This is a genomic window from Methanobacterium formicicum DSM 3637, assembly GCF_000302455.1.
In the GTDB taxonomy this organism is placed as follows: Archaea; Methanobacteriota; Methanobacteria; order Methanobacteriales; family Methanobacteriaceae; genus Methanobacterium; species Methanobacterium formicicum_A.
In genome coordinates this window covers 123,907-130,711 of sequence record NZ_AMPO01000010.1, presented here as the reverse complement: position 1 = coordinate 130,711, position 6,805 = coordinate 123,907, and the positions used below count along the sequence as shown (strand labels likewise).

4 protein-coding genes and 1 pseudogene are annotated in these 6,805 nt (G+C 35.8%); all 5 read left to right on the top strand.

Annotated features, from left to right (window positions below):
* Positions 1-1,462: pseudogene (locus tag A994_RS10895) on the top strand (hypothetical protein); the annotation flags it as partial.
* 349 nt (positions 1,463-1,811) lie between these two features.
* Positions 1,812-2,240 (top strand): DUF1616 domain-containing protein, encoded by a 429-nt coding sequence (locus A994_RS10890; protein WP_004031644.1) that lies wholly within the window; start codon positions 1,812-1,814, stop codon positions 2,238-2,240.
* Between the two features lie 64 nt (positions 2,241-2,304).
* Complete coding sequence (locus tag A994_RS10885; RefSeq protein WP_004031643.1) at positions 2,305-3,246, top strand: SDR family oxidoreductase; 942 nt, start codon at positions 2,305-2,307, stop codon at positions 3,244-3,246.
* Positions 3,247-3,379: 133 nt separating this feature from the next.
* Positions 3,380-5,107 (top strand): glycosyltransferase family 39 protein, encoded by a 1,728-nt coding sequence (locus tag A994_RS10880; RefSeq protein ID WP_004031641.1) that lies wholly within the window; start codon positions 3,380-3,382, stop codon positions 5,105-5,107.
* A 306-nt stretch (positions 5,108-5,413) separates the two neighbouring features.
* Complete coding sequence (locus A994_RS10875) at positions 5,414-6,646, top strand: GDP-mannose 4,6-dehydratase (RefSeq protein ID WP_004031640.1); 1,233 nt, start codon at positions 5,414-5,416, stop codon at positions 6,644-6,646.
* Positions 6,647-6,805: the final 159 nt, after the last annotated feature.

Genomic DNA, 6,805 nt, shown 5'->3' with positions numbered 1-6,805 from the left:
CATTGTAGATACACCCACGACCAGTTTTACACCATCACAAATCGCAGCAGCAGCAGCTATTCTAAAAACTACCATAGAATCTACTAAAACAATCCCTAGTTCGGTAATAGTTGGTGGAAAAACAGTCAGCATTGCCCAATTCTTACACCTAGCTACGCAGGCCACCGTACAATTGAACAATAATGATAATTCTCCAATATTGTTAATTGCTACTGATCTGGCACCTAGTTCCAGTGTTGAGGATTTAGTAAGTGGTGTTTTGTTCAAAGATGAGTATGTTGATTTGGCACAGCGTATCAGCAATTTCATGAATGGTAACAGTAACGCCCCGGCTTACGGATTAGTAGGCCTTGGAAAAGTCGGTTACCAATCTCAGGTTTATCTTTACAGTCGTATTTTAAGTTCTTACAACACCAATCACTGTTTACCTAATATTGCGGTTCTAAAAAGCTGGTGTTCTGATAATATCCCTCTAATGGAAACACCACCCAGTGCTTTTACTCTGGATGAAATTTTAGCTTCGGCAAATTCTATTGAGAGTTACATGGATACGTATAAACATCTACCCAGCTATTTAGAAGTGGCCAATGTTCCAGTGAATATGGGACAGTACCTATATTTAATAACTATGGCTACTGTACAACTTAAAAACAAAAATACCGCAACAATAGCACTGCAAAAAGTCACAGTTCCCAGTTACAGTGAAGAACAATTGACTGCCGGTACCCTGAGTACTTCAGAATACGTTGACTTTGCCCAGAGAATCGTGAGTTATATTAACGAAAACCACCAGGCACCACCCTATGGATACATTGGACTTGGGAAAATTAGCTACCAATCTCAGATATATCTTTTCAATCAGATTTTGGCCACCTATTACTCCACTAACTCCTTACCTGCAACTGCTACAGTTAAAAGTCTATGTAAACCTATTTGGATTACCAGTGACCGCATATCCGATACACTGGATGCAGATTACAATCGACTTAACGCAATAGTTGCCCTTTTAAGAAGTTGGGGAGCGGATGCCAATGTATTTGGTGTAGGTCCAGACACACAAAATGCGGTTCTTAGATCCAGTTCTGTGCAAGATAATGCATTAGTGGTGGACATCTATGGAGGAGCATGTGCTGGAACAATCTACGCAATGGCTGGAAGTTATTATCAGGGCATAAAAGGAAACAGGGAAGTTTATTCCATTTGGACCACTGAAAATGGCGGATGGGATATAACCAATTTACCCACAAAAGCTTATAATAGTGGTGTGAATTTCCTCCCAAGAGCCCATGATGATACATTCAGTACTTATCTGCCTGATTGGGGTTATAATTCCAAAAATCAACTGACTGATGGATTAAACAATCCCGATCAATTCATGATCAGTCATGGATTTGATTTCCTGGTGTGTAATGGAGATATATTACAAATGGCTACTGCAATTTTCAACGAAGCAAGAAACTGATTTTTTAAAGAATTTCTGGTTTAAACCAGAATTCATTTTTCTATTTTTTGGGATTTTATGAATCAATTAATTTATGAATCAATTAATTTACACCTCAATGAAGATTTTTAAATTTCTGAATCAGTTTAAAAAAACCGGCAATTTATAATATAAATATCAAAAAGCAAATATAACACAAAATATAGTTTTTATAAGATAACACATAAATGAAGTACAGAATATCATGTTCTGGTAAATTTTTATACCTGATTGAAACTCTATGCTACAATAGAAATATCTAGATTATTTATTTATGGTAAATGATAGATTAACATCCAATATTCAAAAACTGTAACTGGAAGTAGTCATAATGGACTTTGATAAAACTGTATCAATTATAATACTGATCATCCTTATCATTGGAGTGATAGGAGTAGTTTACATAATCTTAAATCCAGTTGAAAGTAAAGGTTTCACTGAATTTTACATCTTAAACAGTAATGGAAGTGCTGGGAATTATCCAACCAACTTAACCATTGGGGATAAGGGAAACATTATCATTGGCATAACTAATAACGAACATTTAAATTCCAACTATCTAGTCAAGATAAAACGGAATAACACTCTGCTTAAACAAGAAAATGTTTCTCTTGGAAATGGAGAAAAAAAGGAAATAACATATAATTTCACAGCAGCTACCACTGGCCAGTATAAACTGGAATTTGACCTTTATAAACTACCCGATACTAATAATATTTACAGATCAGTCTTTCTGTGGGTTAATGTTAAAGGTTATTGATTAATAGACAGATTTAACCAATTGTAAGTATTCCAACTAAAAATATTATTAAAAAGGTGTTGAAATGAAGAATAAAAAAGTTGCAGTGACAGGAGGACTTGGTTTCATTGGATCACACCTGGTGGAAGAACTATGCCAGGAAAATGAAGTGGTTATTGTGGACAATGAATCAACTGGTAGCATTAAAAACATTGAACACCTTGAATTTGATAACATCAGTCTGGATCTGGGAGATATCACTGAAATTGATCTTGAAAAAAGTTTTGAAGGATGTGACTATGTTTTTCATCATGCCGCCATGGCCAGTGTCCCGGCCAGCGTTGCAGATCCATTAAAATGTGATTTAATAAATGTAACTGGAACTTTGAAGGTTCTTATGGGAGCCAGAGATAGTGGTGTGAAAAAAGTTGTTTTCGCATCTTCTGCCGCAGTTTACGGAGATAGTACACAATTTCCTCTCTCAGAAAATACTCCCCTAAAGTTCATATCTCCCTATGCCCTGAGTAAAGCTACTGGAGAAATGTACTGTCAGTTATTCAGCGATATTTACCAGTTACCAACAGTGTCCCTCCGTTACTTCAATGTTTTCGGCCCCAGGCAGGATCCAAATTCTCAGTATGCATCGGTGATCCCTCACTTCGTAAGTTCAATGTTAAAAAATGAACCACCAGTTATATTTGGTGACGGCCAGCAGAGTAGAGATTTTATCTATGTTAAACAGATCGTAGAGGCCAATTTAAAAGCATGCCAGTCCGGAGAAACTGGATCATTTAATGTGGCCACTGGTAAAAGTACCACCATTAACCAGCTGGTAGAAATTATCAATCAGAGTATGGGAAAAGATATTGCCCCGGTTTATGCGGACCCCCGACCGGGTGATGTTAAACACTCCCTGGCAGAAGTTTCCAAAGCCAAAGCACTGGGATTTGAACCTTCCAACGATTTTATGGATGAATTAACAGAAACTGTTAACTGGTTTATGAACACCAATCAGACCGATCAGTAAAATGATCCTTAAGCCCATGATTTTATTTGAATTGAATAATTAGAACTGGAATTAGATCATTGATCTAATTTTACAATTTTTTAGGAAAAATCGACTAAATATAAGTTATAATACTAATTTTCTGGTGATTAATTTGGATGAGGATAAGAAAAAGGGTAACATAATCTCAAGAGGCCTGTTGCAGATATGTGATAATCCTCTGATTTTACTGATTTTAATTACACTAGGAGTAATATCTTATATTATTAGTATTCAGATGAGAATTGGTGTTCCTTACTGGGATGTTTTTAACTACTTGAACAATGCACTTTACTTTGCAGGAATGAACAGTGGCAGTGTTTCCCTATTTTTACCACCCCTGATTCCCATTTTAACATCATTAATATTTCGATTGGGTTATGTCTCAATCAATGCCATTTTCCTTGTAAGTGGTTTTATATTTTTAATTGGAGTAATTGGATTCTATTTCCTTTTGAAGGAACGTTTTAATCCAATCCAAAGCTTTGCTGGAAGCATATTATTCATATCCATTCCCGTAATATCATCGTGGATTGTAAGCGGCGGGATTGATATTCCTGGAGTTGTTTTCTCAGTTTGGACTGTTTATTTCCTGATTACTGGTTTGAAAAAGGATTCACGCCTCCTTTACCTGGTTCTGCCCACTTTGATAATTGCCATGATGGCCCGATATACATCAGGATTAATAATTATACCCCTGTGTTTTTACATTCTGATTAATTTAAATGATTTTAGAAGGATTGAAACTTTTAAAAAAATCGTAACAGGCATCTTAATAGAATTTGGAGTTCTTATTGCTGGTGTTCTATATTTCTTTGTGAAAATGGGAGCTGGTGCCTCCATATTAAATCTGATATTTGCAGTGGCAACTGCCACCTCAACCGGAGCAGGTGATGTTGCGTACAACCCCAATAATCTGTACTATCTACAGAATTTACTTAATTATATCTCTCTTGGCCCTCTACAGGGTACATATCAGCAGATATTAAATCCATCTTTAGGAGTTCCATCAATAATATCATACCTGATTACAATAATCACTGCAGTTGGACTTTTAATTTACATTTACAACGGCGCCAAATCAAGATTTGAAGAGGTTGATCTTACAGCTTCAAAGGCTTTGATATTGAAATCCACATTGATAACCGTACTGATAGTTGGATTCATTATCAGTTTTTATTATCAATCCCTAATTATCAGCGAGATTCTACTATTTTCCACACTGTATACAATTTACAGGTTCCTGTTTACTGGAAAAAACACTCCGATAAATAGTAAAGCTGGTTTGGATTTTATGTTCTTATCCTGGTTTGCTGCTTTTTTGATTTTTCACAGCATTTTACCATTTAAAGTTGATAGATACTTTATTACCATGGCCCCAGCAATGGTATATTTCATTATCCTTGGTTTAAGTGAATTTATTAAATTTGTTTACAGAATAAAACCCGGTGTGAAACTTTCCAGTTCCAGAAAATGTGGAGTTTGGATAATAATTGCACTCATATTGTTATTTTCAGCTACAGCAACCTACACCGGCCATGCGCCTAAAAAAACATTCACTCTGGACATTTCCAGTGCAAGCAACTGGTTAACTGACTATGATCCAGACTACCAAAATAAAAATATAAGGTCTGATTATCCCAATGCAGTGGGATGGTACCTGAAAATGGATATTTTAGGAGCTTATCCTAGATTGTATAACACCACTAGTGAATTCAATGATTATCTTACGTCAAATGATGTGGATTACTTTATTGATTCCACCAATCAGAATCATCCGAACCTAGAAAGTTACAAGATTATCAAGACATTTGGAGTGGTTGTCCTATACCAAAGAGTGTAAATCCCTACACATAGAATCCCAATAGAAAGATCTATTAAATGTGACCATCAAAACATCTTTTTCAAGGTAGTAGTATTTGGATAAAATATTTAAACAATAGATGTACAATTTACAAAAATCAAAACTCCAAACTTAATAATAATAAATTTAAAACTACAATGATATGATTTAAATCATTGAAGACCCAATAGAAGATAGGATTGATATGGTTTTACTAAAGTGATTTTCTCATTTTTTATTAAAATCATATTCTTATGTTTTATTAAAGTCATTTTCATATGTAATAGGAATATTAGAGGAATTCAAATGAATTGGAAAAACAAAAATGTGCTTATAACAGGTGTAGGTGGATTCGCCGGCTCTTATCTTGCTAAAGAGCTTATCAATAATGAAGCTAATGTTTACGGACTGGTACGAAGGAGAGCTGACGGTACAATAGCTAAAAATATCATTGACCGAGGAATTGCCAGAGAATTAACCCGTGTTGAAGGTGACCTTACTGATATTACATCCCTTACCAATGCCCTGGAAGAATCAGAACCGGATTACATTTTTCACCTGGCAGCCCAGTCATTTGTCGAAAGATCCTTCGACAACTCCCAGGAAACACAGAATATAAACTGTATTGGAACATCAAATCTTTTAGAAGCCGTTAGAATGAGTGAATCAGATGCTAAAACTGTATTTGCTGGTTCAAGTGAAGAATATGGGCTGGTCCTATCTTCCAATGAACAGTACGAAAAGGCTAAAAAAGATTATGGTACCATCTTCCCAGAACCTGAAGAAATGCCAGAAGTGCCAATTAAAGAAATTAACCCTCTCAGACCAATGTCACCATATGCAGTTTCTAAAGTATACGGTGATTATTTAATGAGAAACTATTACCACTCCTATGGTCTGGACACCGTGGTGTCAAGGGCATTCAATCACGAAGGAGCTGGAAGAGGAATTATGTTCGTAACCTCAGTGGTTACCAATCAGATCATGAAACTGAAAGCAGGTGAAACCGACCGTATTGTTATTGGAAACCTCAATTCTTTACGTGACTGGTCCCATGTTAAAGATATAGTTCAGGGATACCTTTTACTGGCTGAAAAAGGACAATCAGGAGAAGTTTACAACCAGGGATCAATGAGAACCAACTCCGTCCTCAGTTACATATTGATGGGACTGGAAGAAGCTGGATGGAACGTGAATAACATCGAAACCCTCAAAGGAGATAAAAAGATCCAGGACCCCAATGAAATGGACAACAGTTCTATCTTCGGAATCAAATTCCCCAAAACTAAAATTGACCAGTTAATACTGGAAGGACATCTGGAATACACCCTGGAAGATAAAGGTATACAGGTTAACACTGATAAAGGCCCAGTTACCATTGAATTCAACCCAGACCGCTTCCGACCAGCTGAAGTTCCTATCTTACTGGCTGACACTAAAAAGATACAGGGAATTGGTGGTAAAATTGATTATACTCTCAATGACATCCTGAAAGATCAACTCAACTATTTCCTGAAAAAAGAGAATAGAAGTGCTTAAATTCTTTTTTCTCTTTTTTTCTATTTTAAATTTTCTGTAAATTAGATTATTCCCATTAAATCAATTTAAACTCTCTCTCTCTCTCTCTCTAATTTATTTTTATTCTATTCCTGAATTCTTGAATCTAGTATCTTGCTCTTTTTAAGAATTACCTTCAGT